Source organism: Streptomyces rubrogriseus, assembly GCF_027947575.1.
Classification (GTDB): Bacteria; Actinomycetota; Actinomycetes; order Streptomycetales; family Streptomycetaceae; genus Streptomyces; species Streptomyces rubrogriseus.
In genome coordinates this window covers 2063979-2090732 of sequence record NZ_CP116256.1, presented here as the reverse complement: position 1 = coordinate 2090732, position 26754 = coordinate 2063979, and the positions used below count along the sequence as shown (strand labels likewise).

27 protein-coding genes and 1 pseudogene are annotated in these 26754 nt (G+C 72.7%); 11 read left to right on the top strand and 17 right to left on the bottom strand.

Annotated elements, in window-relative coordinates; all coding sequences use genetic code 11:
• Positions 1-81: 81 nt before the first annotated feature.
• The 5 genes from Sru02f_RS09145 to Sru02f_RS09125 all read right to left on the bottom strand — a co-directional run bounded on the left by Sru02f_RS09145 (position 82) and on the right by Sru02f_RS09125 (position 7253).
• Positions 82-1083: a TerC/Alx family metal homeostasis membrane protein gene (locus Sru02f_RS09145; protein WP_109031930.1), complete on the bottom strand. Its 1002-nt coding sequence runs from the start codon at positions 1081-1083 to the stop codon at positions 82-84.
• A gap of 252 nt (positions 1084-1335) precedes the next feature.
• Positions 1336-3351: a TerD family protein gene (locus Sru02f_RS09140; protein ID WP_373103428.1), complete on the bottom strand. Its 2016-nt coding sequence runs from the start codon at positions 3349-3351 to the stop codon at positions 1336-1338.
• 124 nt (positions 3352-3475) lie between these two features.
• Positions 3476-4054: a TerD family protein gene (locus Sru02f_RS09135; protein ID WP_003976854.1), complete on the bottom strand. Its 579-nt coding sequence runs from the start codon at positions 4052-4054 to the stop codon at positions 3476-3478.
• A gap of 142 nt (positions 4055-4196) precedes the next feature.
• Positions 4197-6335, bottom strand: a complete 2139-nt coding sequence (gene uvrB, locus Sru02f_RS09130; RefSeq protein WP_109031928.1) for an excinuclease ABC subunit UvrB — start codon at positions 6333-6335, stop codon at positions 4197-4199.
• 39 nt (positions 6336-6374) lie between these two features.
• Positions 6375-7253 carry an MHYT domain-containing protein gene (locus tag Sru02f_RS09125; protein WP_109031927.1) on the bottom strand — a complete coding sequence of 293 codons (879 nt, stop codon included), beginning with the start codon at positions 7251-7253 and terminating at the stop codon, positions 6375-6377.
• A gap of 291 nt (positions 7254-7544) precedes the next feature.
• On the opposite strand from Sru02f_RS09125, the gene Sru02f_RS09120 reads away from it, so the two are divergent.
• Together Sru02f_RS09120 and Sru02f_RS09115 are read left to right on the top strand one after the other, a co-directional pair.
• The gene (locus tag Sru02f_RS09120; RefSeq protein ID WP_109031926.1) at positions 7545-8414 is read left to right on the top strand and encodes a glycerophosphodiester phosphodiesterase; all 870 of its coding nucleotides are present in this window, start codon (positions 7545-7547) and stop codon (positions 8412-8414) included.
• Between the two features lie 37 nt (positions 8415-8451).
• The gene (locus tag Sru02f_RS09115) at positions 8452-9006 is read left to right on the top strand and encodes a methylated-DNA--[protein]-cysteine S-methyltransferase (RefSeq protein ID WP_109031925.1); all 555 of its coding nucleotides are present in this window, start codon (positions 8452-8454) and stop codon (positions 9004-9006) included.
• A 42-nt stretch (positions 9007-9048) separates the two neighbouring features.
• Here Sru02f_RS09115 and Sru02f_RS09110 read toward each other — a convergent pair whose 3' ends face one another.
• Positions 9049-9477 carry a VOC family protein gene (locus Sru02f_RS09110; protein ID WP_109031924.1) on the bottom strand — a complete coding sequence of 143 codons (429 nt, stop codon included), beginning with the start codon at positions 9475-9477 and terminating at the stop codon, positions 9049-9051.
• Between the two features lie 138 nt (positions 9478-9615).
• Here Sru02f_RS09110 and Sru02f_RS09105 point away from each other — a divergent pair, with 138 nt between their 5' ends.
• A complete protein-coding gene (locus Sru02f_RS09105) occupies positions 9616-10521 on the top strand; it encodes a pseudouridine-5'-phosphate glycosidase (protein ID WP_109031923.1) in 906 nt (301 codons plus the stop codon).
• Positions 10518-11453 carry a carbohydrate kinase family protein gene (locus Sru02f_RS09100; RefSeq protein ID WP_109031922.1) on the top strand — a complete coding sequence of 312 codons (936 nt, stop codon included), beginning with the start codon at positions 10518-10520 and terminating at the stop codon, positions 11451-11453. Before Sru02f_RS09105 ends, Sru02f_RS09100 begins: the two co-directional genes overlap by 4 nt.
• Positions 11454-11466: 13 nt before the next feature.
• Here Sru02f_RS09100 and Sru02f_RS09095 read toward each other — a convergent pair whose 3' ends face one another.
• A complete protein-coding gene (locus Sru02f_RS09095) occupies positions 11467-12261 on the bottom strand; it encodes a methyltransferase domain-containing protein (RefSeq protein ID WP_109031921.1) in 795 nt (264 codons plus the stop codon).
• 246 nt (positions 12262-12507) lie between these two features.
• Here Sru02f_RS09095 and Sru02f_RS09090 point away from each other — a divergent pair.
• Positions 12508-12733: pseudogene (locus tag Sru02f_RS09090) on the top strand (magnesium transporter CorA); the annotation flags it as partial.
• 150 nt (positions 12734-12883) lie between these two features.
• On the opposite strand, the gene Sru02f_RS09085 reads toward Sru02f_RS09090, so the two are convergent.
• Positions 12884-13516, bottom strand: coding sequence for a nucleoside/nucleotide kinase family protein (locus Sru02f_RS09085; protein WP_109031919.1), 633 nt, complete (start codon positions 13514-13516; stop codon positions 12884-12886).
• Positions 13517-13730: 214 nt separating this feature from the next.
• Between Sru02f_RS09085 and Sru02f_RS09080 the strand changes: the two genes are divergently transcribed.
• Together Sru02f_RS09080 and Sru02f_RS09075 are read left to right on the top strand one after the other, a co-directional pair.
• A complete protein-coding gene (locus Sru02f_RS09080) occupies positions 13731-14210 on the top strand; it encodes an anthrone oxygenase family protein (RefSeq protein WP_109031918.1) in 480 nt (159 codons plus the stop codon).
• 162 nt (positions 14211-14372) lie between these two features.
• Complete coding sequence (locus Sru02f_RS09075; RefSeq protein ID WP_109031917.1) at positions 14373-15863, top strand: glutamate synthase subunit beta; 1491 nt, start codon at positions 14373-14375, stop codon at positions 15861-15863.
• Between the two features lie 141 nt (positions 15864-16004).
• Here Sru02f_RS09075 and Sru02f_RS09070 read toward each other — a convergent pair whose 3' ends face one another.
• Both Sru02f_RS09070 and Sru02f_RS09065 read right to left on the bottom strand, forming a co-directional pair.
• On the bottom strand, positions 16005-16280 hold the full coding sequence (locus Sru02f_RS09070) for a DUF397 domain-containing protein (protein WP_003976841.1): 276 nt from the start codon (positions 16278-16280) through the stop codon (positions 16005-16007).
• Positions 16281-17141: a helix-turn-helix domain-containing protein gene (locus tag Sru02f_RS09065; protein ID WP_003976840.1), complete on the bottom strand. Its 861-nt coding sequence runs from the start codon at positions 17139-17141 to the stop codon at positions 16281-16283.
• A gap of 283 nt (positions 17142-17424) precedes the next feature.
• Between Sru02f_RS09065 and Sru02f_RS09060 the strand changes: the two genes are divergently transcribed.
• Positions 17425-18138, top strand: a complete 714-nt coding sequence (locus Sru02f_RS09060) for an ATP-binding protein (RefSeq protein WP_109031916.1) — start codon at positions 17425-17427, stop codon at positions 18136-18138.
• Complete coding sequence (locus Sru02f_RS09055; protein WP_109031915.1) at positions 18135-18569, top strand: hypothetical protein; 435 nt, start codon at positions 18135-18137, stop codon at positions 18567-18569. The genes Sru02f_RS09060 and Sru02f_RS09055 overlap by 4 nt, the downstream gene beginning before the upstream one ends.
• 18 nt (positions 18570-18587) lie before the next feature.
• Here Sru02f_RS09055 and Sru02f_RS09050 read toward each other — a convergent pair whose 3' ends face one another.
• The 5 genes from Sru02f_RS09050 to Sru02f_RS09030 form a co-directional block, all read right to left on the bottom strand.
• Positions 18588-18770 (bottom strand): hypothetical protein, encoded by a 183-nt coding sequence (locus tag Sru02f_RS09050; RefSeq protein ID WP_003976837.1) that lies wholly within the window; start codon positions 18768-18770, stop codon positions 18588-18590.
• 155 nt (positions 18771-18925) lie between these two features.
• A complete protein-coding gene (locus Sru02f_RS09045) occupies positions 18926-19615 on the bottom strand; it encodes a DUF899 domain-containing protein (protein ID WP_109031914.1) in 690 nt (229 codons plus the stop codon).
• A gap of 137 nt (positions 19616-19752) precedes the next feature.
• A complete protein-coding gene (locus Sru02f_RS09040) occupies positions 19753-21114 on the bottom strand; it encodes an amidohydrolase (protein ID WP_109031913.1) in 1362 nt (453 codons plus the stop codon).
• Positions 21114-22970, bottom strand: a complete 1857-nt coding sequence (locus Sru02f_RS09035; RefSeq protein ID WP_109031912.1) for an FUSC family protein — start codon at positions 22968-22970, stop codon at positions 21114-21116. The genes Sru02f_RS09040 and Sru02f_RS09035 overlap by 1 nt, the downstream gene beginning before the upstream one ends.
• A 195-nt stretch (positions 22971-23165) precedes the next feature.
• Positions 23166-23948 carry a nucleotidyltransferase domain-containing protein gene (locus Sru02f_RS09030; RefSeq protein WP_109031911.1) on the bottom strand — a complete coding sequence of 261 codons (783 nt, stop codon included), beginning with the start codon at positions 23946-23948 and terminating at the stop codon, positions 23166-23168.
• 149 nt (positions 23949-24097) lie between these two features.
• On the opposite strand from Sru02f_RS09030, the gene Sru02f_RS09025 reads away from it, so the two are divergent.
• Complete coding sequence (locus Sru02f_RS09025) at positions 24098-24511, top strand: RidA family protein (RefSeq protein WP_109031910.1); 414 nt, start codon at positions 24098-24100, stop codon at positions 24509-24511.
• On the top strand, positions 24508-25014 hold the full coding sequence (locus Sru02f_RS09020; RefSeq protein WP_109031909.1) for a GNAT family N-acetyltransferase: 507 nt from the start codon (positions 24508-24510) through the stop codon (positions 25012-25014). Before Sru02f_RS09025 ends, Sru02f_RS09020 begins: the two co-directional genes overlap by 4 nt.
• Here Sru02f_RS09020 and pip read toward each other — a convergent pair.
• Positions 25011-25979 (bottom strand): prolyl aminopeptidase, encoded by a 969-nt coding sequence (gene pip / locus Sru02f_RS09015; RefSeq protein WP_109031908.1) that lies wholly within the window; start codon positions 25977-25979, stop codon positions 25011-25013. The two genes, Sru02f_RS09020 and pip, sit on opposite strands and share 4 nt — an antisense overlap.
• Before the next feature lie 54 nt (positions 25980-26033).
• On the bottom strand, positions 26034-26747 hold the full coding sequence (locus Sru02f_RS09010; RefSeq protein ID WP_109031907.1) for a uracil-DNA glycosylase: 714 nt from the start codon (positions 26745-26747) through the stop codon (positions 26034-26036).
• Between the last annotated feature and the right edge of the window lie 7 nt (positions 26748-26754).

The window sequence follows — 26754 nt, the reverse complement described above, 5'->3', positions numbered from 1 at the left end:
TCGTCCGCCGAGCACGCCCGGCGCGCATGGGAGGAGCGGCGAACGGCTCCGCGCCGTTCGCCGCTCCCGGGCCCGGGTGAATCAGGCCTCGACGCTGTCCTTGCGGGTGTCGTCGCCCCCGGCGGCCGCCGCTTCCGCCGCGGCCTGCTTCTTCGAGGCGCGGAGGCTGGTGATCGTGGTGACGATCAGGACGGAGCAGATCACGCCGAGCGAGACCGGAATGCTGATCTCGGGGACGTGGACGCCGGACTCGTGCAGGGCGTGCAGCACCAGCTTGACGCCGATGAAGCCCAGGATCACGGACAGGCCGTAGGACAGGTGGACCAGCTTCTTCAGCAGACCGCCGATGAGGAAGTACAGCTGTCGCAGACCCATCAGCGCGAACGCGTTGGCCGTGAACACGATGTACGGGTCCTGCGTCAGACCGAAGATCGCCGGGATGGAGTCGAGCGCGAAGAGCACGTCGGTGGTGCCGATCGCGAGCATCACGACCAGCATCGGGGTCATGATCCGCTTGCCGTTCTCCTCGATCCACAGCTTGGTGCCGTGGTACCGGTCGGCGACACCGAAGCGTCGCTCGGCGGCCTTGAGGAGCTTGTTCTCCTCGAACTCCTCGTCCTCCTCGTCGGCCCTGGCCTCCTGGATGAGCTTCCAGGCGGTGTAGATGAGGAAGGCACCGAAGATGTAGAAGACCCAGGCGAAGCTGGCGAGGATCGCGGCACCCGCGGCGATGAAGATGGCCCTCAGCACCAGGGCTATGAGCACGCCGATGAGCAGGACGCGCTGCTGGTACTGGGAGGGCACCGCGAACTTCGCCATGATCAGGACGAAGACGAACAGGTTGTCCACGCTCAGCGACTTCTCGGTGATGAAGCCCGCGAAGAACTCGCCGGCGGGCTCACCGCCGCTGAACAGGAGCAGGCCGAGCCCGAAGAGGCCCGCCAGGGCGATCCAGACGCCGGTCCAGATACCGGCTTCCTTGATCGATACGTCGTGCGGTTTGCGGCCGATGAAGAAATCGACCGCGATGAGGGCGGCAAGGCCCACGATGGTCAGGACCCACAGGGTCACCGAAACTTCCACTACGCCTCCGGCAGTACGTCACACGGCAGATGTCAGCGTCGTCGCTGCCGGAGGTCTCTTCCACCCGGGTGTCCGGGGCGCGTGATGCGCCCGGAACCACGGGCCGACGCCCCGGGATCTGGCCTGATCCGTATTGACGGGTACGCCGCACAGACAGGGAGTACTCCCCTCCGTGCGGACGACAGTACCCCAATCCCCAAGGGAAGGTAAAGAGATTTGCAAATAAAGCTCAAAAGGCCAGCTCGGAGCCGGTCAACGATCCCATGGCCGGCGGGCGGCGGCGACCTGGGCGAGCACCTCCTGGAGCACCTGGCTGCCGGGCGGCACGAGCGAGGGCTCGTACGTCCAGGCATGCCCGACCCACGGGTCTGCGAGGTGGTCGTCGGCCACCGGGGTCAGCCGCAGCAGCGAGCGCCACAGCGGATCCAGCAGCGGTCCGAACCCGGCGGACTCCTCGCGGTCGGCGACCATCATCAGGTGGACGCCGACGGCCGGCCCCTCGTCGGCGAGGTAGCGCAGTTGGTTGACGGCGCGGTCGTCGAAACCGTGCGGGAAGTCGTTGACGATCAGCAGTTGCTGCGAGGTGTCGAGGCCGGGCGGGAGCGCGTCGGGCGCACCTCCGCGCAACGCCATCTGGACCAGGTCGACGCGCTGGGTGAGACGGGCCAGTACGTCGGCCGTCCCCGCGGCCCCCTGGGCGGGCGGCGCGGCGAGCACCCCGCTCTGCGCCAGCGGCGCCAGTGCCTGCGCCCCGGATCCGGCCGGGTCGATGACGTGCACGGTGAACTCGCCCGCCGGGTAGACGGCGAGCAGCCGGGCCGCGTGGGAGACGGCCGTCTCCAGGCCGAGGCGCCGCATCTCGTGCGAGTCGGCGAACGACCCGTCGAGCGAGGCGGAGCGCCCGCTGTCGATCCACAGACCGCGCTCGAGCGGCAGCCGGATCAGCATCGGGATGCGGATGCGGTCGGCCTCCGGCAGATGGAGATCGCCCAGCCGCAGGGCCATGGGGATCTCCATGGGGACGCGGTAGGCGTGCCAGACGGGGTTGTCCCACCGCGCGAAGGCCGTCGGCAGCGCAGGTTCGACGACCTCGGCCTCGGCGACGAGCTGGGCGACGTCCCGGTCCAGGACCTCCCGGGCCTGGGACACCAGCCGGCCGTGCCGGGCGCGCGCCGCTTCCCGGGCCGCGTCGCCCTGCCCGCCGATCCGGCTGCGGGGGTCGGACAGGGCCTGGTCCAGCTCCTTCTCCATGCGGGAGTCGGCGAAGTCGACGGCGCTGCGGTAGGCGGCCGTGGTGCGGGCCAGGTCCTCGAACATGCCCCACACCTGGTTGTAGAGCCGCTCCTCCATGGACCAGCCGGTGGCGTCACCGGCGACGGGCCGGGCCGGCCGACCCGGTTCGGACGGGGGTGCGGCGGGCGGGGGCGGGGGCGGCGCCGCGCTCTGCCGGCGCGGGTGGCTGTAGTCGATCGGGCCACCTGCGGCGGGAGCGGACGGCTGGCTGGCCGTGGCGGGCTCCCCCGGCCCGCTCGGGTACGGCTGCTGTCCCCCGGGCCGTCCGGGCGCCCCGGGCGTCTGTGGGCCGGGAGCGGGAACCCCCTGGGGGTCGTACGGGGACGCCGGCGGGACGGGACCACCGGGGCCGGCCCCGGGAGTGGTGCCGTGGTCCGGCCGGTGGGCCGGGGCGGCGGCCGGCGGAGCCGGTATCGAACGGGCCAGTCCGCTCGCCACCGCCTCGTGAATGGCCGCCGCGAGCTGATGGGCCTGGGACAGCTTCTGGTCGGCGAGCAGCTCGGCGAGGCCGCCCGCGTAGCCCTGGCCGACGGCGCGCACCTTCCACGCGCCCTGGCGGCGGTAGAGCTCCAGGGCGACGACGGCGGACTCGGCCTCCAGGCCGGTGATGGTGTAGCTGGCGACCTCGTCGCCGTCGAGGTCCGTGACGGCGACGAAGGGGGCGGCGACGGCCCCGAACCTGGCCGGGCCCCGCCCGGCGGTGGGCAGGGCGAGCAGCACGCTGACACGGTGCACGGCGTCCGGCACGGCGTCCAGGTCCACCGCGAGACGGTGGTCGGCGGCGGCCTGCCGGGAGACCTCCAGGCCCGGCAGGGTGGGCGCACCGGGGTGGACCACCCGTTCGACGCCGTGGATCGTGCCGTTCTCGTCGCCGAGCGTGGCCCCGGCCACGACCGGCGTACCGGCCGAGACCCGGATCTCGAGACGAGCCCGGGGAAGCGGGTGGTTCTGTCCCCGCGTCAGCTCGGCCGTCATCGCCTTTCCCCCTGTGTCATTCGTCTGCCACCCGCGAGGCGTCATGCGGGTGAGGCCGGTCCCGCGCGCGGGACCGGCCGGTTCGTGTCGGACTGCTGCGGGCCGGACTGCCGCGGGCCGGCTGCTACAGGACCGGCAGGATCGCCGGCATCAGGTCCTGGAAGGTGCGGCCGTTGGCCGGGGTGCCGATAGCGGTCATCGACCAGCCCTGGCCCGCGCGGTGCACCTTGGCCATGATCTGGGCCGTGAAGGCCCCGCCGCCGGCCAGCGTGTAGCGGGCGAGTTCCTGGCCGTTGGTCTCGTCGACCAGGCGGCAGAAGGCGTTCTGCACTTCCTGGAAGGTCTGGCCGGTGAAGGAGTTCACCGTGAAGACGATCTGGTCGATGTGGACCGGAACGCGCTGCAGGTCGACGAGGATCGCCTCGTCGTCGCCGCCCTGGCCGACACCGCCGACGAGGTTGTCTCCGGTGTGGCGCACCGAGCCGTCGTCGCTCACCAGGTGGCGGAAGAAGACGACGTCGACCGGCTGCTTGTCCGCGAAGAGGACCGCGGAGGCGTCCAGGTCGATCTCCCGGGTGCGCGAACCGAACAGGCCGCGCCGGGGAGCCGCCTGCCAGCCGAGACCCATCCGCACCGACGTCAGGCTGCCGCCGTCGCTCTTCTGCAGACTGATGGCCTGACCCTTGGTCATGTTGACGGTCACGCGCTGATCCCCTCTCGAACTGTCCCCTGTTGCCGCGGTCCCCGCGGTTGACCAGAACCCTACGCAGGGGCACTGACAGTGCCCCACCCCGGTCCGCGCTTTGTGTCGGTCTTGCAACACAGCGCGTGCCCGGAGGGGGCCGTCAGGCCAGGCCCGCCTCCCGCATCTGGCGCAGTTCCTTCTTCATTTCGGAGACCTCGTCGCGCAGCCGGGCGGCGATCTCGAACTGGAGGTCGGCCGCGGCCGCCCGCATCCGGGTGGTGAGGTCCTCGATCTGCTCGGCCAGCTCCGCCGCGGGACGGTCGGTCACCGCGGTCTCCTTGGCCCTGCCTCTGGCCGCCTTGGCTCCGCCCGTCGCCTGGCCGCCCAGCGCGGGCACGGGAGCCTTGGCGCCCTTGCCCTCCTTCGTCTGGCGGTAGCCCGAGCCGAGGAGCTGTTCGGTGTCGACGTCCTCGCGGGCGATCTGCGCCACGATGTCGTTGATCTTCTTGCGGAGCGGCTGCGGATCGACGCCGTTCGCCTTGTTGAACGCGACCTGCTTCTCGCGGCGGCGGTTGGTCTCGTCGATGGCCTTCTCCATCGCCGGCGTGATCTTGTCCGCGTACATGTGGACCTGGCCGGAGACGTTGCGCGCCGCGCGGCCGATGGTCTGGATGAGGGAGGTGCCGGAGCGCAGGAAGCCCTCCTTGTCGGCGTCGAGGATCGCCACCAGGGACACCTCGGGCAGGTCGAGGCCCTCGCGCAGCAGGTTGATGCCGACCAGGACGTCGTACTCGCCGGCGCGCAGCTCGCGCAGCAGCTCGACCCGGCGCAGCGTGTCCACGTCGCTGTGCAGGTAGCGGACCTGGATTCCGAGCTCCACGAAGTAGTCGGTGAGGTCCTCGGCCATCTTCTTGGTGAGGGTGGTGACCAGGACGCGCTCGTCCTTCTCGGTCCGCCGGCGGATCTCGTGCACCAGGTCGTCGATCTGGCCCTCGGTGGGCTTGACGACGACCTCCGGGTCGACCAGGCCGGTCGGGCGGATGATCTGCTCGACGGCGCCGTCCGAACGGGAGAGCTCGTAGGCGCCCGGGGTCGCCGACAGGTAGACGGTCTGTCCGATGCGCTCCTGGAACTCCTCCCACTTCAGCGGGCGGTTGTCGAGGGCGGAGGGCAGCCGGAAGCCGTGGTCGACCAGGGTCCGCTTGCGGGAGGCGTCGCCCTCGTACATGGCGCCGATCTGCGGCACGGTGACGTGCGACTCGTCGATGACGAGCAGGAAGTCGTCCGGGAAGTAGTCGAGCAGTGTGTTCGGCGGGGAGCCGGGTGAGCGGCCGTCGAAGTGCATCGAGTAGTTCTCCACGCCGGAGCAGGAGCCGATCTGGCGGAGCATCTCGATGTCGTACGTGGTGCGCATCCGCAGCCGCTGGGCCTCCAGGAGCTTGCCCTGCTTCTCCAGCTCGGTCAGGCGCTCGGCCAGCTCCTTCTCGATGTCGTTGACCGCACGCTCCAGGCGCTCGGGACCGGCGACGTAGTGGGAGGCCGGGAAGACGTACAGCTGCTGGTCGTCGCTGATGATCTCGCCGGTGACCGGGTGGAGGGTGGACAGGGCCTCGATCTCGTCGCCGAACATCTCGATGCGGACGGCCAGCTCCTCGTAGACCGGGAAGATCTCGATCGTGTCGCCGCGCACCCGGAAGGTGCCGCGCGCGAAGGCCATGTCGTTGCGCGTGTACTGGATGTCGACGAAGCGGCGCAGCAGCTCGTCCCGGTCGTGCTCCTCGCCCACCCGCAGCGGGACCATGCGGTCCACGTACTCCTGCGGGGTGCCGAGGCCGTAGATGCAGGACACGGAGGCGACCACGACGACGTCACGGCGGGTGAGCAGCGAGTTGGTGGCGGAGTGGCGCAGGCGCTCCACCTCCTCGTTGATCGAGGAGTCCTTCTCGATGTAGGTGTCCGACTGGGGGACGTAGGCCTCGGGCTGGTAGTAGTCGTAGTACGAGACGAAGTACTCGACGGCGTTGTTCGGCAGCAGCTCGCGGAACTCGTTGGCCAGCTGGGCGGCCAGGGTCTTGTTCGGCGCCATCACCAGGGTGGGGCGCTGGAGCTTTTCGATCATCCACGCGGTGGTGGCGGACTTGCCGGTGCCGGTCGCGCCGAGCAGGACGACGTCCTTCTCGCCTGCCTGGACGCGCCGGGCCAGCTCGGCGATGGCCGTCGGCTGGTCACCGCTCGGCTGGTAGGGGCTGACGACCTCGAAGGGCGCCACCGTGCGTTCGATCTGGGAAACGGGCCGCATGGGTTCCACCGTACGACCCCGCACTGACAACGGGTCCCGTCAGCGGTTCTGCGGGGTGCGGGAGCGCGGGTGGCCGAGGGGGTGGCGGGTGCGGCGCGCGCGGTGGTGTGCCGGATGGCGGATCGTGCGCGGGACCTCGGTGTGGGCGGGGATGCCCGGCTTCCGCTCGGCGGGGACCACGCCGGGCCTTCCCATCACCATCAGCGGGTCGAACATGACGACGACGCCGGCGAGGAGGAGGAAGGCGAGGGGGCCGATCAGCATGGGGGCCAGCAGTTCGGCGGGCGACCCGCCGACGGAGGGCTCGGCCGTGCCGCTGAGGTGGACCTCGACCGCGGCCATACCCGTGTAGTGCATGCCGGTGACGGCCAGCCCCATGATCAGGGCCGCGCCCACACTCCACAGGAAGCCCCGGACCTGTCCGGCCGCCCACAGGGCGGCGGTGGCGGCGACCATGGCTATGACGACGGACACCGCGACGGTGAACGTGTTGTACGTCAGCTGTCCGTCCAGGTGCATACCGGCCATTCCCAGGTAGTGCATCGAGGCGATGCCCAGGCCGGTGATGGTGCCGCCGGTGAACAGGGCGGTCCCGCGCGCGCCCCGGTAGCCGACGATGAAGATCCCGACACCCACCATGACGATCGCGACGGCCAGGCTGGCGAAGGTCATCAGCCAGTCGTAGCGGATCGGGGTGTGCTCGATCGTGAAGCCCATCATCGCGACGAAGTGCATGGTCCAGATGCCGGAGCCGATCGCCGCCGAGCCGAGGGCGAGCCAGCCGGGGCGCCAGGAACGGCTGACCAGCACGGCCCTGGCGGTGCAGCGCAGACCGAGGGCGCCGCCGAGACAGGCCATGAGGTAGGCCACCAGCGGTGTGACGAGTCCGTAGCTGAATCCGTGGACCGTGTTGTGCATGTGCGGCTGCCCTTCCGCCTTCTTACGCCCCGGTGGTGTCCCGGATTCTCCTGATGTGCGCCCCCTCCCGGGACCGCGCGAACGATTCAGGGTCGAGGCAGAGAGTATGGCGTCCACCGGAATGGTCGAACGATTCTCCGGCAAAGAATCACGGTCTCGCCCCAGTTGTGCCGCCCCCGTGAGCGTAGTTGAGCAACTCCATTCAACCTGTGGCCACTCTGCACCCCTCTTTCGTTGACTCTCTGATGTCACAGTGGTGCTGTCCGTGATCGTTCGACGCGAGGAGTACGCATGCACGTGCGCGCAGTAGCCGTCACGACCACCGCCCTTCTTGGAGTCGCCCTCACGGCTCCGCTCTCGCACGCGCGAGCGAACGAGGCGGGGGACGACGGGCCCGCGGTCGTGGCCCACCGGGGTGCTTCCGGGTACGCGCCGGAGAACACGCTGGCCGCCGTCGACCGGGCGGCCGAGCTGGGCATCCGCTGGGTGGAGAACGACGTCCAGCGCACCCGGGACGGCGAACTGGTCGTCCTCCACGACGAGAGCCTGGCCCGGACGACCGACGTGGAGGAGGTCTTCCCCGACCGCTCGCCGTGGAAGGTGAAGGACTTCACCGCCGCCGAGATCGCGCGGCTGGACGCGGGGAGCTGGTTCGGGTCCGAGTACGCGGGCGCGCGCGTACCGACGCTGGAGCAGTACGTGCACCGCCTGGAGCACAATCACCAGAAGCTGCTCCTGGAGCTGAAGAGCCCGGGGCTGTACCCGGGCATCGAACAGCAGACCCTCAAGGTCCTCGCCAACGAGGGCTGGCTCGACCGGCGGCACGTGGCGGGGCGGCTGGTGGTGCAGAGCTTCGACGCCGACAGCATCCGGACGGTCCACGACCTCAAGCCCGCCGTCAAGACCGGGTTCCTCGGCACCCCGGCCGTTTCGGAGCTGCCGGCGTACGCGGAGTTCGCCGACCAGATCAATCCGTCGTACGGCTCCCTCTCCATGAGCTACGTGTCCGCGGTCCACGCGTTCACCGGGCCGCACGGCAGGCCGCTCGAGGTCCTCACCTGGACGGTGAACGACGCGGACACCGCGCGCCGGGTCGCCGGGTACGACGTCGACGGCATCATCACCAACAAGCCCGACGTGGTGCGGGACGCCGTGGACTGACCCGGGCGTTGTCGGTGGCGGGCCGTACCGTGGGCACATGGACAGCCACGGGCAGTACGAGCAGCAGGTCGTGTGGACCGTCGTCGGCACCGACATCGGTCCGCTGCTGCTGGCCGCCACCCGCGACGGCCTCGTCAACGTCGTGTTCCACGCCACCGACGCCACGCGCGGCCGGGCGCTCGAAAGGCTCGCGGCCCGGTTGGGCACGGAGCCCGTCGAGGCGCCCGGCTCCCCGCTGCTGGCCGAGGCGATACGCCAGGTCGAGGCCTACTTCGCGGGCCGGAGGCGCGACTTCGAGCTGCCGTTGGACTGGTCGCTGATCTCGGGCTTCAACCGGCAGGTGCTGCGCGAGCTGGCGTCCGGCGTCCCCTACGGCTCGGTCGTCGGCTACGGCGACCTGGCCGGCCGGGTGGGCCAGCCGGGTGCCGCCCAGGCGGTGGGCATGGCCATGGGTGCCAATCCGCTGCCGGTCGTCGTGCCGTGCCACCGGGTCGTGGAGAGCGACGGCGGCATCGGCGGGTTCGGCGGCGGCGTGGACACCAAGCGGCGGTTGCTGGCGCTGGAGGGTGTGCTGCCCGAGCCGCTGTTCTGAGGGGCGGCACTAGCCGGGCGGGCGGGCCGGGCGCCTTGCCCGTCAGTCGTAGTGCCGGGCCTCGATGATGTTGCCGTCCGGGTCGCCGAAGTAGAAGCTCCGCCTGGCCGGGCCACGGGCGCCGTAGGAGTCGTGCGAGAGGTCCGAGACCGGTATGGACTGCTCCTGCAGGCGGGCCCGCAGTGCGTCGAAGTCGTGGGCGGGCAGGGACACGCAGATGTGGTTGACGGGATGCCCGGCGCCGGCGTCGGCTCCCGGGAGCATGCGCATGCGGGCCGCCATGGAGTGCGGTGCGAGGTCGAGGATGGTCTCCTCGTTGATCCGCACGGAGGGGAAGCTCACGGTTCCCGCGGCGTACTCGGTGAGCCGCAGGGGCTCGCAGCCGAGGTTCTTCTCGTAGAAGCCGGCCGCGGCGACCGGGTCGCGTACCCACAGGACGACGTGGTCGAGACGTGTCGTGTTCTCTGTCATGGCCCCAGGCTCGTGCTCCGCCCCGGGGGCCGCAACGGCTTTGTTCCGGCACCGGCGGGGTTTGGCCGGGTCTCCCGCCCGCCAGGGATGAGGGAGACCGGAGCTGAGGGAGACCGTCGGACAGGAGGCAGGCGCGTGATGCTGGTGGTGTCGGAAGAGGTGCGGGAGGCGCTCGACGCGCGTCGCCCCGTGGTGGCCCTGGAGTCCACGATCATCGCGCACGGCTTGCCCCGCCCGCGCAATCTGCTGGTGGCGCGGGAGCTGGAGGAGGCGGTGCGGCGGGAGGGTGCCGTACCGGCGACGATCGCCGTGCTGGACGGCCGGCCGCATGTCGGCCTGGACAAGGAGCAGCTGGAACGGGTCGCCAACGAGGACGGCATTCGCAAGCTGGGACACCGGGACCTGCCGCTCGCGGTGGCCTCCGGCGCGAGCGGGGCGACCACCGTGTCGGCGACCGCCCTGCTGGCGGACCTCGCGGGCGTACGGGTGTTCGCCACGGGTGGGCTGGGCGGCGTCCACCGGGAGTGGACGGTGACGCAGGACGAGTCGGCCGACCTGGGTCTGCTGGCCCGCACCCGGATCACCGTGGTCTGCGCGGGCGTGAAGTCGATCCTGGACGTGCCGGCGACGCTGCAGCGGCTGGAGACGCTGGGGGTCGCCGTGGCCGGTTACGGGACGGACCGCTTCCCCGGCTTCTACCTGTCCGACTCGGGGCATCCGGTGGACTGGACGCTGGACGATCCGGGGCAGGTGGCGGCGGTCATGCGGGCGCAGGACGCGCTGGACGGGCCGCGGTCCGCGCTCGTGGTCGCCAACCCCGTTCCCGAGCAGGAGCAGCTCGATCCCGCGCTCCACGCGCGCGTGCTCGCCGACGCGCTGCACGCCTGCGAGGCGGAGGGTGTCACGGGCCAGGCGGTCACGCCGTTCCTGCTCGAACGCCTGGTGCGGCTCACCGACGGCGCCTCGCTGAGCGCCAACCTGGCGGCGGTGCGGGGGAACGTGCGGCTGGCGGCCCGGATCGCGGCGGCCTGGACCGGGCCATGAGCCTGGCCCCGGGCGGTGCGCTGCTGGTCATCGGGGACGTGGTCACCGACATCGTCGCCCGGCATCGGGGACCGCTGTCCCCCGGCACGGACACCGCCGCAGCGGTGCGGCGGCTGCCCGGCGGGGCGGGCGCCAACGTGGCCTGCTGGGCCGCGCACGAGGGGTGCGGGGACGTGCGGCTGCTGGGCCGGGTGGGCACCGACGCGTCCGCCTGGCACGAACGGGAGCTGACGGAGTGCGGGGTGCGTCCGCTCCTCGTCGTCGACTCGACGGCGCCCACGGGGACGGTGATCTGCCTGGTCGACACCGCCGACTCGGCCGAGCGGACGTTCCTCACGGACAGCGGGGCGGCGTTGCGGATCGGGCCGGGCGACTGGTCGGACACGCTGCTCGACGGTGTGGGTCGGCTGCACCTCTCGGGCTACCTCCTCTTCTCGGAGCCGGGCCGCGCCCTGGTGTCGGTCGCCCTGGCGGCGGCTCGCGCGCGTGGGGTGCCGGTCAGTCTGGACCCGGCGTCGGCCGGGTTCCTCACCGAGCTGGGCGTCGACCGCTTCCTCGGCCTGGTCGAGGGCGTGGACGTGCTGCTGCCCAGCCGTGACGAGGCGTGTCTGCTCACCGGCCTGCCCGACGTGGCGGACGCGGCGGCGAAGCTCAGCCGGCACGTACCGCTGGTGATCGTCAAGCAGGGGGCGAAGGGGGCCCTGGTGGCGCGGTCCGGCACCGTGGGCGCGCGGGTCGCCGCGGTCACGGCGGTACCGCGGGACAGTACGGGCGCCGGTGACGCCTTCACCGGCGCGTTCCTCGCCGCACTGCTCGCGGGCGCGGAGGCCGAGGAGGCCACGGCCGCCGGGTGCCGGGCGGGCGCACGGGCGGTCGCACGGGTGGGCGGGAGACCGCCACGAGCGGCCGTCCGGGGGCCGGGCGACGGTTAGCGGGACTCAGGGGTCACCCCTTGCGTCCCCACGCCGAGATCATCGGCGCCGTCGCGAGGTCCATGCCGCCGGACGCGACGTTCGCGAGGTGACGGTCGATGTCGTCGTGGGTGGCCACTTGGGCGGCGACCAGCTGGTCGCGGACCTGCCGTACCGTCGCCGACTCCAGCGCGGCGCACGCGGCCGAGGTGACCGGGAAGTAGGCGTCGGCCTCCACCCTGCGCAGTCCCGCCTCCCGGAGCAGCCGGGGCAGCCGGCGGCCGTAGGAGAGGTCGGCGCCGCGACCCGACAGCAGTTGGCGGAAGCCGTGCCGGAGCCGGTTCGCCAGCTCCTGCTCGGGTCCGTGCTCGTCGGGGCAGAGCAGGGGCTGGAGTGCCGGGTCGGCGTCCTCGACCAGGAGGCGGCCACCGGGACGCAGGGCCTTGATCATCGACCGCAACGCCCGGTCCCGGTCGGGGACATGGACGAGGACGAGTCGGGCGTGGACCAGGTCGAAGCCCTCCCCGGGTGGTTCCTCCGCCCCCACGTCGTGCACGCGCACCTCGACCGGCGGCCGGCCGGCCGGGGCGACCCGCGAGGTGTCGATGTCCGTCGCGAGGACCCTGCCGGTCGGCCCCACCCGCTTGGCCAGCCACGACGCCACGGAGGTGCCTCCGGCTCCGACCTCCCAGCAGCGCCAGCCGGGGCCGACGCCGAGTGCCTCCAGGTGCCGGAACGTCGTGGGATCGAAGAGCGTGGCGAAGGCGTCGAAGCGCTCCGCCGCCTCGGCCTGCCCGTTGTCGAGGAGGTATCCGTCGGTTCGCGTCATGCTGGGATCATCCCAGTTGTCCCGCTTGCCCGATGGGGGCGACGCTCCGGCACCCGGGCCACCTCAGCGACGGCCGGGCCGGTTCGGGACGAGGCGTGCGGGCGCCCGAGCGGTCCGTCCACAGGCGGGAACAAAGCGGAATCCCCCGTTTCCACAGGCCCGTTCGCCGTGTCCGCCGTCCTGGCAAACTGGCCTGCCAAGGCGCGGGAAACACAGCGCGAGGGGACCCACGCGGGGGGGATTCGGATGACCATGACGGGCAATCTGCGGAAGGTCACGGGGCTGAGCAGGGTCGGCGGCCTGCGGACGGTGGCACGGCTGGCCCGCCGGCGGCCCCGGGGGCGACCTGAGCCACCACGCGCGTTCCCCGCTGGGCTCCTCGGTGGTGAACCGCGTGACCTACCGGGGCGGGGTCCGCATGCCCGAGGCCGGAGATCCGGTCGACGTCGTGGCGCGGATGCGCAGGCGCGGGACGTGCGGCGTTCGACGAACTCCTCAACTCCATCCTCCAGGCACACCTGGCCCGCGTGACGGTCGCACAGAACGAGGACATGCGGAAGATCACGGCCTGGGCCGGCGGTACGGCTACGGCCTGGTCATCTGAGGTGCCGACCGCACCGGGTCAGCCGCTCCAGGCGGGATGCCGTGGATCGTCGGCGCGCACCAGGACGTCGGCGGTGCCCGCCGGGTCGGTCTCCTGGTCGTAGCGCTCGAAGGCGGGCAGGGTCCACTGCTCGGTCTCGGGGGTGCGGCGACGCAGGGCGCCCGGGGTGAGGACGACATGGACGCTCAGATCGAGGGGGAACCAGTGACGGAGCAGAAAGGGACCGTGGAGCAGCAGCACGCCGCCGGAAGGGAGTTGGGCGTAGGGACTGCGGGTGGCCCGGTCGGTGACCGGATCCCACAGGTCGGGCAGGACCCGCCCGTCGCCGCCGGGGCCGACGGGGTCGAAGACCTCGCGCCACAGGGCAGCGGTGTCGTACCAGCCGTTGTAGTAGGACTCGGCGTCCTGGTGCCCGTACTCCAGACGGAGCGAGGCGGGTCGCAGGAAGCCCTCCGTCGCGACGACGAGGGAGGGGCGTCCGCGCACGCGCAACGCCTCACCGACCCGTTCGGCGAGGTCGCCGGGGCGGGCGGCGGGGGCGCCGTCCAGGGCGACGCGCGTCCAGGCACTGCCGTCGGTGGGCTCCAGGTCGAGCAGTCGCTCGGCGAGCCGGTCGCCGAGCCGGTCCCAGGTGATCGCTTCCAGTCGCACCCGCCCATGATGCGTGAGTTCCGGTACCGGTCGGCACGAGGGTTGCCGCGCCGGGCAGCGCCCCGCCCTCCTGGACGCTCGCGCATGGGTTCGCGGCGCTCGGCCATGGTCACCGTGCCGGTGCGGCGGTTGACTTGGGGTGATCGACGGGCGGTGGCGCCGCGAGGGCATGCACCGGACCGACAGTTACTCGACGGGTGGGAGTTGACGCGACATGGTCGAGGGGCCGTACTTCGTACTGACGGTGCTGGGCGTGCTCGGGACCGGTGTGACCGCTGGTGTCTTCTGTGCCTTCTCCACCTTCGTCATGCGGGGGCTCGCCGCGCTGCCGCCCGCCCAGGGGGTCGCCGCGATGAACGCGATCAACAGGGCCGCGGTGCGGCCGCCCTTCATGTCCGTGTTCCTCGGGACTGCGGTGCTGGCCGCGGTGATCGCGGTGGTCACGCTGGTGCTGTGGCCGGAGGAGGCGGCGGTGGAGCTGCTGCTGGGCAGCGGGCTGTACCTGGCCGGGTCCTTCGGGGTGACCGCGGCGGCCAACGTGCCGCGCAACGACGCGCTGCTCCGGCTGGAGCCGGGCGCCGCGGAGGCGGCCGAGCGCTGGCCGGCCTACGTGCGCGGGTGGACGGCCTGGAACCACGTGCGTGCGGTTGCCTCGGCCGCCGCGGCGGTGGCGTACGTGCTGGCCCTCGCCTGAGCTGGCTGCGGCAGGGGCTCGGGCGCACCGACCCGGCGCGGTCCGGCCCGGGCGGGGAGCCGTCCGGCGCTCTGCGGGCGGAGCGGAGCGGTCGTATCGTGGAGCGCGTGAGCGCCGCCCCCCGGCGCACGGCCTGCCACCGCGCACGCAAGGAAGACGGTCATGGCCGATCCCAAGGGTTTTCTGACGACGCCCCGCGAGGAGTGGCCCCGCAGACCGGCCGACGAGCGGGTCCGGGACTGGGACGAGGTGTACGTCCCGGGAGCGCTGCTGCCGATCGTCGGCCGGCAGGCCGACCGGTGCATGGACTGCGGCGTCCCCTTCTGCCACGAGGCCTGTCCGCTGGGCAACCTGATCCCGGAGTGGAACGACCTGGTCTCCCGGTCGGACTGGCGGGCGGCGAGCGAGCGGCTGCACGCCACGAACAACTTCCCGGAGTTCACCGGCCGGTTGTGTCCGGCGCCGTGCGAGGCGGGCTGTGTGCTAGCCATCAACCAGCCCGCGGTCACCATCGAGAACGTCGAGTGCGCGATCGCGGACAGGGCCTGGGAGGAGGGCTTCGTCCCGCCCCTGCCGCCGGAACGGCTGTCCGGGAGGACGGTGGCGGTGATCGGTTCGGGACCGGCGGGGCTCGCGGCGGCGCAGCAGTTGACCCGGGCCGGGCACACGGTCGCGGTGTACGAGCGCGACGACCGGATCGGTGGGCTGCTGCGGTACGGGATCCCCGCGTTCAAGATGGAGAAGCGGCACCTGGAGCGGCGCGTCGGCCAGATGCGGGCGGAGGGGACGAGGTTCCGTACGTCGACGGCGGTCGGGCGGGACGTGGACGCCGCGGCGCTGCGGGCTCGCTACGACGCGGTGGTGATCGCCACCGGGGCGACGGCGTGGCGGGAGCTGACCGTGCCCGGCCGGGAGCTGACGGGGGTGCATCAGGCGATGGAGTACCTGCCGCTGGCCAACCGGGTGGGCGAGGGCGACCTCGAGCGCTCCCCGCTGTCCGCCGCCGGGCGTCACGTGGTCGTCGTCGGTGGTGGCGACACGGGCGCGGACTGTCTCGGCACGGCGGTGCGGGAGCGGGCCGCCTCCGTGACGCAGCTGGACATCTACGCGCGGCCGGGTGCGGAGCGCGACGAGCAGGCCGAGCCCTGGCCGACCTATCCGCGCCTGTACCGGCTGTCGGCGGCGCACGAGGAAGCACGCGACCTGCGGTCCGCGCCGGCGGCGGACGCGGACGCGCGGCTGTTCGCGGCGTCCACGCTCCGCTTCACCGGCGACGAGCGGGGGCACGTGCGTGCACTGCACCTGGTCGGGGTGGACGCCGGGCGCCGTCCGCTGCCCGGCAGCGAGCGGTCGCTCCCCGCGGACCTGGTCCTCCTCGCCCTCGGCTTCTCGGGGCCCGACCGGCAGGACGGGCTCGTCGACGGGCTGGGACTGGACATGGAGCCCCGTGGCACGATCGCCCGGGACGGGGGCTTCGCGACCAACGTCCCGGGGGTGTTCGCCGCCGGGGACGCGGCGCGCGGGCAGTCACTCGTCGTCTGGGCGATCGCGGAGGGGCGGGCGGTGGCGGCGGCCGTGGACCGCCACCTGTCCGGCGGCAGCACCCGGCTGCCGGCCCCGGTCGGCCCGTACGACCGGCCGATGACGGCCTGACCGGGGTGCGGCCGGACGTCGGCCTGGAGGTACTCGGTCCTTTCCGCCGGGAAACCGGCCGTACGTCCGTGCGGGGCGATGGGTGATCAACTCAGTTCAGTGCCAACAGCTTAAAAACAACAATCAAACGGGGTGCACGTTTCAGGACAGAAGGAAGTCCGCCTCTCCCGCCTTCGCTCCCTCAATGAAGGCCGTCATCTCGGCGGAGGTGTAAATCAGGGCCGGCCCGTCCGGGTCGGTGGACTGCCGTACCGCGATCCGGCCGTCGGCGAGCTTCATGGCCTCCAGGCAGTTGCCTCCGTTGCCTCCGCTCCACGGCTTGTGCCAGCCCTCGCTGCCCAGGTCACGGGCGGGCATGCCGTTGTAGATCCGCTCGGCGCGGTTGAGTGGCGAGCGCTGGGGCTTGATGCGGTTCATTCACAGCTCCTTGCGGAGATCCCGGAGGATCTCCTTCGTGCGATGTGCCGTGGCGGCCTGCGCCGCCATGCGGTCCATGACCTCGAGGTGGGTCGCCACCTCCGCGCGCGCGTCGAGATAGACGGCGCCGGTCAGGTACTCGCTGTAGACCATGTCCGGCAGTTCCGGCATGGCGAATCGGAACAGCACGAAGGGCCCGTACGTGCCGGGGTGCGGCCCGCTCGAGAACGGGGCGATCTGCAGCGTCACGTTGGGCAGCTTCGTGGCCTCGAGCAGCCGGTCGATCTGGGCACGCATCACCTCCGGCCCCCCGACGGGGCGGCGCAGCGCGGTTTCGTCCATCACGACCCACAGCCGGGGTGCGTCCTTACGGGTGAGCAGTTCCTGGCGTTGCATGCGCAGGTCGACGTGGCGCTCGATGTCGTCGGGCCGGGTCTGCCCGATGGCGCCCGAGCGCAGCACGCCGCGTGCGTAGTCCTCGGTCTGCAGCACTCCGGGGACGAAGTGGGGCTCGTAGGCACGGATCAGCGAGGCCGCGCCCTCCAGGCTGACGTACAGCGAGAACCAGCCGGGGAGGATGTCGTGGAAGCGCTGCCACCACCCCGGTTTGTTGGCGTCCTCGGCCAGCTGGACGAAAGCGTCGGCCTCCTCGTCGCCGACGCCGTAGGCCTTCAGCAGGAGCTGGAGGTACGGGATCTTGAGGGCGACCTCGGCCATCTCCATGCGGCGGACCGTGGCGGGGGCGACGCGCAGGATGCGGGCGGCTTCCTCGCGCTTGAGACCGGCACGTTCCCGCAGGTCCAGCAGGCGCCGGCCGAGTACGACCTGGCCGACCGTCGGCGCGGACCGCGGCTCGCTCACCGCCCACCTCCTGAAGAGTCCCGAAAGATTCCCTGCGTCCCAGAGTCCTTGCGTCCCTGTTCTTCTGTACGGACAGCCGCGGCGAGGCCCGGCGTGTCCTGGTGCGGACAGCCCGGCGGCGCCATTCGAAGGTCTGTTCGAAAACCTGGCGAGGTCTTCGACGACCTGAAGTGGCGCCGCTCGACGTGCTGTTGCGAGCAGTGTGCCACGGCCGTCCAGAACGTCACACAGCACTCTGCATTTTTCAGAGTGACACTTGCCAAGTGTTCACGGCGGGGCGATAGTGGCAAGCGTGATTCCGTCCGCGCCCTTAGGAACAGACGCCGCCGCGGGCTCCCTGGGCCTCGGTGCCGCCATGGGAGCCGGCGCTTCGGGAGCCGCCGCCGCCGAGCGCCGGTTCCGTTTCGAGCTGGCCGCTCATCCGGGTTCTCCCTCACAGGCCAGACGCCTGACACGGGCCCGGCTGAGCGGCTGGGCAGTGTGCGAGGACACCTGTGACACCGCGGCCCTGGTCGTCTCCGAGCTGGTGACCAACGCGATCGTGCACACGGCGAGCAGACACATAGTGTGCGAGCTGCACGACGCCGACGACCTGGTCCGCATAGCCGTGCGCGACGAGGGCTGCGCCCCGGGCCAGCCCCACCCCTCGGCCGATCAGCAGCCCGAGGACGAGCACGGCAGGGGCCTGATCCTCGTCGATGCCCTGTGCGAGGCCTGGGGCGCCCACGAGCACGGCCCCGGACTGCTGGTCTGGGCGGAACTGCCGCGCAAGGCCGACGAACCGCGCGACCCCGCGGAGCCCCACAACGACCTGGGCTGGGGCGCCCGGCCGAAGCCCGCCCCGACGGATGACACGGGGGACGAGGGCGAGGCCGAGTCCCGCCGTCGGGAAGACCACCGGCCGCGCGGGGCCCGGGGGATCACAGAGCCCCGGCGGGCCACAGAGAGCCGCCAGGGCCGGGAAACACTCCGTGGAACGGGGACCGAATGGCTATGAGGGCCGCGTCCGGCGTCCGACCGCTGGGTCTGGACACGATGGTCCGCCTCCAGCGCGGACGGCACACCGCCGGAACACCTCGGAGACTGCCCGTGCCGGACGGTATGACGGCACCGCTGGGCTGCGACGCGGTGGCCGTTCCCGCCCGCCTCGGCCAGCAGGTACTGCCCCGGCTGCCACGCGTGGGGTGCGTCTACGCCGATGAGACGCACTGGTGGTGGATCGTTCCGTCCGACTCCGACTACGCGCTGGAGTGGCCCGCCCCCGCGCGTTACGCGACCGGTGCGGTGGTGCCGGGCTCCACGAGCCTGCCCGCCCTCCTCCACCGCTCGGACGGCACGGTCCCCTACACGCCGCCGATCCCGCTATACCTGGCCCTGTGCCGGCTGACGAACACGACGCCCACCTGGTCGCGGGCGGTGAGCGCGTAGGAGCCGGGCGGCGGCGCGTCAGGCCGCCGCGTCACCCGCGGTGTCGCGGCGCACGACGACCAGGAACATGTCCGTCGCGAGGTCCATCACGACCTCGGCGGGCATGCCTTCCAGACGCCGCGCCTGTGCGAACTCCTCCGCCGGCCAGGATCCCCGCGGTCCGCCGGCGGGAAAGCGTTCGAGCACCGTTCGCCCGTTCACTCCGCACCTCCATGTAGCGCTGTACTCGTAGAGTTAAACGCCAACCATGGAGCGGACGCCTCGCGTGGTGATGGTACTGAGACATAGTTGACACCTGTTCACCGCAAAGTGTGAACGGTGCCTCGGCCGTCCGGCCGTTTTCGCCACCGAGCGTCTCAGTCCTCGTACTCGTCGTGATAGCGCACTCTCCGGCTGCCCGCAGGCGCACCGAGAGCCGACGCGCGCCCCTCCGGTTTCTCCCACGACTCCCGCCGGCCTAGCGCGGTCAGGTCGAGCAGGCTGGTGGTGGATCCGAGCCCGTCGAGGCCGCGCTCGTACGTCGAGTAGGTGTGGAAGACCCGCTCGCGGTCCCGCAGGAAGCAGCTGAGCCCCGGCCGCTCGACCAGCTCGCCCTCGTGCTCCAGGGTCGCCTCGAAGTCGGTGTTGAAGTCGCTGACGTACGACGAGTACCAGGGCAGTGTCCAGCCCATCCGCGCCTTGAACGGCAGGATCCTCGGGTAGGGCGCCCGGGAGACGGCCGCGAAGGACGTACCGCGGGCCCTGAGGTGGGCGAGATGGGCGATCTGGTCCAGGAACGCCGAGCAACTGCGGCAGCCGGCGTCCCACTCGGGCGCGAACATGAAGTGGTAGACGACGAGCTGTTCCCGGCCCTCGAAGAGGTCGAGCAGGGTGGCCTTGCCGTCGCCGCCCTCGAACACGTACTCCTTGTCGACCTCCACCATGGGCAGCCCGCGCCGCTCGGCGTTGAGGGCGTCACGCGCGCGGGTGGCCGCCTTCTCCTTGGCCAGTAAGGCCTCGCGCGCCGCGCGCCAGTCCGCGCGGGTGACGATCTCGGGCAGCGACATACTCCAGCCTCCTGTACGACGACGCGGTCGGGCCGTCCGGGTGGTGACCGAAGGGCGGAGCGGAACTCATCGCTGCCCGGCAAGATTCTTTTCAGCGGGTCGCCGAACAGGCTGCGAACAAGCTCTGAACAGGCCTTTCAGGTGTCGTACTCCTGGATGCGCCGGCCGTGCCCGCGGTCGGTCAGGGCGGGCAGCCGCTCCTCCAGTTCCCGGACCACCTCGGGCACGTCCACGGTGAGCAGTTCGCGGTCCCGCATGAGGACGCGTCCGTCGACGATCGTCGTGCGCACGTCGGCGGAGCGCGCGCTGTGCACCAGGGTGGCGGCGAGGTCGTGCACGGGCTGGGTGTGCGGTCCGGTGAGGTCGACCAGGATCAGGTCCGCCCGCCACCCGGGTGCGATGCGCCCCACGGCGTCCCCGAGCCCGACGGCCCGGGCGCTCTGCACGGTGGCGTGGTGGAGGGCCTGGCGGGAGGTCAGCCAGCGCGGATCACCCTCGGTGGACTTCTGGATCAGGGACGTGAGCGCCATCGACTCCCACACGTCGAGGGAGTTGTTGGACGCGGCACCGTCCGTGGCCAGCCCCACGGGGACGCCGATGTCACGCAGCGCGCGCACCGGTGTGGTGCCGGGCCAGCCGAACTTGAGGTAGCCGCGGGGCGCGGTCGCCACCGCCGTACGGCCGCCCGCGCTCGCGAGGAGCGGCAGGTCGTCCTCGGTGATGCCGGTGCCGTGGGCGATGAGCACGTCGGTGGCGAGGACTCCGGTGCGTTCCAGGACCCCGATGGGGGTGACCCCGTGCCGGGCGAGGCTCGTGTCGGTCTGGTCGCGGTTCTCGGCGGCGTGCAGGTGCACGGGCAGTCCGTGGTCGCGGGCGAGTTCCGCGGTCGCGGCGAGGTCGGCGTCGACCACCGTGTAGGGGGCGTGCGGGGCGAGGGCGGTGGTGATCCGGCCGCCGGCGGAGCCGCGGCGGCGCAGCGCGAAGTCCAGCGACGCCGCCAGGCCCTCGGGCCCCTGCGAGGAGAAGTACGCCTGCCCGAGCTGGGCCCGCATCCCGCACCGGTCGACGACCGCGGCCACGGCGTCCATGTGGAAGTAGCTGTCCGCGAAGGCCGTGACGCCCGCGCGGATCATCTCGGCGCAGGCCAGCCGGGCGCCCAGGGTCACGTCCCGCTCGGTGAGGTTGGACTCGACGGGCCAGACGACGTCGTTGAACCACTCCTCGGTGGGCAGGTCCTCGGCGAGTCCGCGCAGGGCGACCATGGGCGTGTGGGTGTGGCAGTTGATCAGCCCGGGGAGGGCGACCTGACCGCGTGCGTCGATGCGGTCGGCGGCGGGCACCGAGGCCCCTGCCGCGGCGGTGGTCACGGAGTCGACGACTCCGCCGCGTACGACGACGGCCGCGTCCTGCTCGAAGCCGATCCGTCCACGGTCGTCGTGCACGAGGACGGTGCAGCCGGTGATGACGAGATCGGCGGGCTCGGGGGAAGAAGGCGTCATCACGCCAACGTACGGTGCCGTCCCACGCGTCCGCGCCGCTCGGCGAGTTCGTCCCGCAGCGCGGCGAGCCGTTCGGTGTGGCGGGGTGTGAGCCGCCCGGCGTCGTCGAGGTGCACGGCGCACGCGGTGGTGGTGTCGACGAGCCGTTCGAGGACCGCCGCGACCTCGTCGGTGCCCTCGGAGTGCCGGGCCAGGGCGGGCAGTTCGGCGGCGGCACGGGCGATGGCGGCACGGGCCTCGGCGAGCGTCCGGTAGGCCTCCCGGCGCAGCGTCCACCGGGCGGCGCGGTCGTCGGACTCGCTCAGTACGTGCGTGAGGTAGGCGTGCGCGGCCGCGTCGGCGGCGTCGACTCCCGCCCGGATGCCCGCGCCCCGCTGCCCCGGCATCGGCAGGTGCCCGGCCACCAGCACGATCGCGCAGGCCAGCAGCGTCTCCCCGATGCGGCCGGCGGAGGCCTGCGGTTCGCCGCCGATCATGACCAGGGCGAGGACGAGAACGGTGACGACGGTGGTCTGGGCGGCGAAGTGCCGCGCGGCGACCGGCACCAGGGCACCGCAGACCGCGACGAGGACGACCAGCCCCTCGGGCCGGGGCAGCACGGCCGCGAACCCGGCGAACAGCAGCGCCCCGAGCACCGTCCCGGCCGCCCGGCACAGCACCCGGGACACGAGCGGGCCGAGGTCGGGCTTGACGAGGAAGACGGCGGTGGCGGGCAGCCAGTACCAGTGCTGGTGGGAGCCGTACCAGTGACCGTGGTGCAGCACCTGCGCGACGGCGGCACTGGCGCCGAAGCACAGCCCGGCCCGCAGCCCGTACTCCCGCCCGCCCGGGCCGAGCACCGCCCGCGCCACCGAGCGGGGCGATCGCCTCCGCACGTGCAGGTCGGGGCCCCTGCCCCGGTCGAAGGCCTGCGCCGCGTGCAGCAGGGCGTCGTCCAGGGCGCGCAGGGCGGGATCGGTCCGGCTGGGGGCGGGCAGCGGCCCGGCGTGGGTGTTGCCGCGGACGGCCGCCGCGAGCCGCCGGGGGCCTTCGCCGGCCCGCGCGGGCACCGCCCGCTCCGCCCACGCGAGCGCCGTCGCGGCCTCGCCGAGGGGCAGGGCGGCGGCGTACTGGGCGTGCAGTCGGCGTTCGGCGGCGGTGGCGGCGCGGCGTCGCAGCCGGGGTCCGGCGAGCGCGTCCTGCGCGTGGTCGAGCGCGGCGGTGAGCGCGGCCCGGCGGGCCACGGCGTGTTCCGTGCCGACCGCGTCGAGGAGCGCGGCGACGGCCTCGTAGACGTCGGCGACGGCCGCCCGTTCCCCGTCGAAGCGGAAGTCGAGACGGAGGTCGCCGGTGACGGAGGTGGGGGTGGGCAGGACCAGCCGCAGCAGAAGCAGCCATCCGGCACCGGCGAGGAAGGCGAGGACGCTCCGCCACCCGGGGTCCGGCAGCGGCATCCCGGCACCCACGGCCGCTGTGACCAGCAGCTGGGTCCCCGCCCCGGACGCCACCGGCCCGACGGCGCTGACGCACCCGGCGACCAGTCCGAGCCCGGTCAGCACCAGGGTCAGCGCCACGGCCCCGAGGTGCTGGCCGGCGTACGTCCCGACGAGCAGCCCGAGCGCCCCCGCGAGCGCGGGTACGCCGATCCGCCGCACGGAGGTACGGCGACTGCCCGGCCGGTCGTTGATCCCGGCCAGCATGGCGGCGATCGCGGCGACGACCCCGAGGGAGGCCCGCCCGGCGACCAGGGCGGCGATCAGCAGCGGCCCGCCGGCCAGCGCGCCCCGGACCACCGCGTTCCAGGGCACCGGGCCGCGCTGGGCGTTCAAGGCGTGGCCGAGCCAGGGCGGGAGTGCGTGGGCGGCGGTGCGGAACACGGGGTGCGGGGCTCCTGTCGTCCGGGCGAGGCGGTGGTGAGCCTTCGGGCGACGGTGGCCGGGCTGGGCGGTGCGCTGTCAAGCGTACGACGGGTTTTCGAAGGCGCGGAAACGAGCTTGTTTCGGGGGGATGACGGCCGTTGAGCGCCACGGAGCCTGCGGTGCGGTGGGTGCGGGGCGGTGGGTGCGGGGCCGTCAGGAGCGGGCGGCGTCCAGAGCGTCCCGCAGCAGGGTCCCGGCCCGTGTCACCGCGTCGTCCAGAGCCCGCGGCTCCGGCGTCAGACCGGCGAGCAGCACGTCCATCCCGTCCAGCCCGGCCCGCTCGACCAGCCCCTTCTCGTTCGTCACCCACTCCCCCCGTGCCGCCAACACCGCGTGGGACGTCTGGGTGGTGGCGAGGGCGAGCGCGCCGGCGACCTGGGTGAGGGCTCCCTTGGGGGCGTGGCCCGCCTTGGCGTAGGCGAGGGTGGCGGTGGCCATGCCGTACCAGTGTTCGGGTGCGGCGGTGCGCAGGGCCTCCGGGTAGCCGTCGGGGCGGGTCAGTTCGCCGCGCAGCACCTTGTTGATCGCCAGCTCGGCGACCACGAGGTAGGTCGGGATGCCCGCCAGGTGGAACATCAGCGGCTCGACGCCGAAGCGGCCCGCCTGCGCTTCCGTCAGCACGTGCTCGACCGAGTCGAGGTCGCGGTAGTGCACGTCGACGCGGCGCTCGTCGATCGTCAGCCAGCCGCCGCCGTTGAAGACGCCGCCGCCCCAGGCGCCGAGCTCCGAGACCTCGCCCGGCCAGCCGACGGCGCGGAGGTCCGCCGGGTCGAAGGCGCCCCGGTAGTAGACCGCAAGGTCCCAGTCGCTGTCCGGTCCGTGCGTGCCCTGTGCCCGGGAGCCGCCGAGGGTCACCGCGCGGACGGCGGGCAGGGCGGCGAGCCGGTCGGCCGTGGTGTCGAGGAAGACCTGGTCCGTGAGGGCGGGCGAGGGCACTGGTGCGGGCTCCTGACGGTGCGGGCGGCGGGTGGCGACGCTGGGGAGCCTAGGCGGCCGGGGTGTGGGCCGCGAGCGAAATTCGGGTGCGCGCAGCGGGCGCGGCACGGACGATCAGGAGGTTGCCCGCCCGTCCTCCAGGAGTCCACGTGATCCAGCGCGTCACCGTGCCCGGCCTTTTCCCGCCGCCCGTCTACTCCCACGCGTCCGTCGTCGAGGCCGGGACCAGGCTCGCGTTCCTCGCCGGTTCCGTTCCGCTCGACGCGGAGGGGAAGCTGGTCGGCGAGGGCGATCCGGTCCGTCAGGCCGAGCAGGTGCTCGCGAACCTCACCGAGCAGCTGCGTGCCGTCGGGAGCGGGCTGGAGCACGTGCTGTCGACCGATGTGTACGTGGTGAGCGCCGAGACCGCCGCGCTGTCCGCCGTCTGGGACGTGGTCGAGGCGTCCGGGCTCAGCACCGGTCCGCACTCCTCGACGCTGCTCGGGGTGAGCTGTCTCGGCTATCCGGGTCAGCTGGTGGAGATCACCGCGACCGCGGTGGTGCCGGAGAGCGGCCGACCGTGAACAGCGAGGCAGATGGCGAGTCCGGTGCCGGGGCGGTCGTCCTGCGGCGCGCCCGTGCCGCCGACGCGCGGGCCGCGGCCGACGTCTGGCTGCGTTCCTTCGCCACCGCGCTGCCGACCGTCGTCCGACCCCGCTCCGACGCCGAGGTCCGCGCGTACTTCCGGCACGTGGTGGTGGAGCGGTACGAGACCTGGCTGGCGGAGGGGGCCGGTGGCGAGGTCGCCGGTGTGATGGTGCTGGAGGGCGAGGAGCTGTCTCAGCTGTACCTCGCCCCCGAGCGGCGCGGGTGCGGGATCGGTGACCGGTTCGTCGCCCTGGCCAAGGAGCGCCGGACGGACGGGCTGTCGCTGTGGACCTTCCAGGTCAACGCGCCCGCGCGGCGCTTCTACGAACGGCACGGGTTCCGGGCCGTGGAGTGGACGGACGGCGACCGGAACGAGGAGCGGGAGCCGGACGTGCGCTATGTGTGGCGACCCCGGCCAGACCCGGACGGCACCACCTAGGGGGTGTCCCCGCGCGCGTACGTGTCCGTCGCCGCCAGCAGGGCCTCGTCGCCGGTCGCCCCGGCGTCGTGTCCGGCCTCGTCCACGATCACCAGGTCGCTGTCGGGCCAGGCGTGGTGGAGCCGCCAGACGATGCCGAGGAGGTTGCCGAAGTCGAGGCTGCCCTGGACCAGGGTGCCGGGGATGCCCTTCAGCAGGTGCGCGTCCCTGAGGACCACGCCCTCGTCGTTGCCGTCGCCGAGGAAGTGGTCGTTGCCCCAGTAGTGCGTCACGGTACGGGCGAAGCCCATCCGGAAGTCCGGGTCCTGGAACCGGGCGACCGAGCCGGGCGGTGCCGGGATCGTCGCCGTCTCCCAGTCGGTCCAGGCCCGCGCGGCCCGCTCGCGCACCGCCGCGTCCGGCGATTCCAGCAGCCGGTTGTACGCGGCGGCCAGGTTTCCGTCGCGTTCGTCCGGGGGCAGCTCGGCGAGGAACCGCTCGTGCGCCTCCGGGAAGATGTTTCCCAGTCCCCGCGTCAGGAGGGCCACTTCGGCGTCGGAACCGGTGGCGACCCCGGTCAGCACCAGCTCGCTCACCACGCCGGGGTGCGTCTGCGCGTACCGCAGGCCCAGGACCGAGCCCCAGGACACGCCCCACACCAGCCAGCGCTCGATGCCCAGGTGGGCCCGCAGCCGCTCCAGGTCCGCCATGAGGTGGGCGGTCGTGTTGACGCTCATGTCGGTGGCGTAGGCGCTCGCGCGGGGGCGCGACCGTCCGGCGCCCCGCTGGTCGAGGAGGACGATCCGGTAGGCGGCGGGGTCGAAGTAGCGCCGGAGACCCGGGCTCGCGCGGCTGCCCGGTCCGCCGTGCAGGACGAGCGCGGGCTTGCCGTGCGGGTTCCCGCAGGTTTCCCAGTACACGTGGTTGCCGTCCCCGACGTCGAGCATGCCGTGGTCGTACGGTTCGATTTCCGGATACAGGCCCATCGGAGCACCGTAGCGGCGTGGGCCCGGCCGCTCATCCGCTTTACGGTGCGGCCCTCACCGCGCGGGCAGCCCCGCCGTCTCCGCCGCCGTGCGCAGCACGTCGCGCAGCATCTCGGGGGTGAGCCGGCCGGTGAAGGTGTTGCGCTGGCTGACGTGGAAGCAGCCGAAGAGGTGCAGGTCCGGTCCGTCGGCGGCGTCCAGCGTCACCTGCGCGCCGTGGGCGAAGGCCGGACGGGGGCGGGGTACGGTCCAGCCCGCCCCGGCGAACGCGGGCAGCGCCGCCTGCCAGCCGAAGGCCCCGAGGACGACCACCGCCCGCAGTGTCGGCCGCAGCAGCCCCAGCTCCTGGACGAGCCAGGAACGGCAGGTGTCCCGTTCGGCGGGGGTGGGCTTGTTCGCGGGCGGGGCGCAGTGCACGGGCGAGGTGACGCGCACGCCGTACAGTTCCAGGCCGTCGTCCACGCGGACCGCGGTGGGCTGCGAGGCGAGGCCCACGTCGTACAGCGCCTGGTACAGCACGTCGCCGGAGCGGTCGCCGGTGAACATCCGGCCGGTGCGGTTGCCGCCGTGGGCCGCGGGCGCCAGGCCGACGATCAGCAGCCGCGCGTCCGGCGGGCCGAAGCCGGGCACGGGCCGGCCCCAGTACGTCCAGTCGGCGAAGGCCGCCCGTTTGGTACGGGCCACCTCTTCCCGCCACTCGACCAGCCGCGGGCAGGCCCGGCATCCCGCGATGCGCTGGTCGAGTACGGAGAGGCCGCCGGTGTCCATGCCTCCA